Raw genomic sequence first — 708 nt, 5'->3', positions numbered from 1 at the left:
CAAATTGTAACGAAAATCAATACCAAAGCACAAAAATGGAGAAATTGTTTATTTTTTGTTATCGTCAAAGCGAATGACTTGCTCCTGTGCATCTACATAGGCGTGAACGCCAAAGGGTACAATGGCTCTTGGTGTGGCGTGCCCAACGTTTAGATTATAGACAATTGGGATATTGCTGTCAACGATGCTCATTAGTGCCTCTTTATAGTCGTTATAGAAGGTTTCATCCATTGGCTTTCCGACCAAGAGTCCACTGATGACCTCAAATATTCCAGTTTTTTTCAAAGCTAGCAACATTTTTTTGAAATCATCAGGTTCAGGCTTTTCTTCGCTTGTTTCTAGTAAGAGAATCTTTCCTTCCCAGTCGGATAAGTCAGGGAAAAGTTTGTATTTTTGGCAGAGGTCGGTGCTATCTGCGTGTAGAGAGTTGTCAAAGATATCATAGAGAGACTCAAGACAACCACCGAGGATTTCTCCCTCAAACTGGGCATTTCCTTGTAACAAGTCAAAACCAGTATTTACATGGCTGAGACGAGGTGTTCCCAAAGCTTTGGGACTGAAGTCAGTTCTTTCCTCATACCAAAGGTCGCTAGGACGGATTTCTGAGATTCTTCCTGTCTTGATCAATTCTTTAAAGTAGTGAAAGCTATAGGGCAACATCTCCTTGTCCAATTCACAAATGTCTGCTAGAAAGGATTGCCCATAAAA

1 pseudogene is annotated in these 708 nt (G+C 40.8%); it reads right to left on the bottom strand.

Annotated features, from left to right (window positions below):
- Positions 1-48: 48 nt before the first annotated feature.
- Positions 49-708, bottom strand: a pseudogene (locus GMD6S_RS09825) (LD-carboxypeptidase); the annotation flags it as partial.

This window comes from Streptococcus sp. GMD6S (assembly GCF_000297015.1).
Note: the sequence above shows the minus strand (reverse complement) of the source record. Positions and strands in the feature narration are given on the sequence as shown.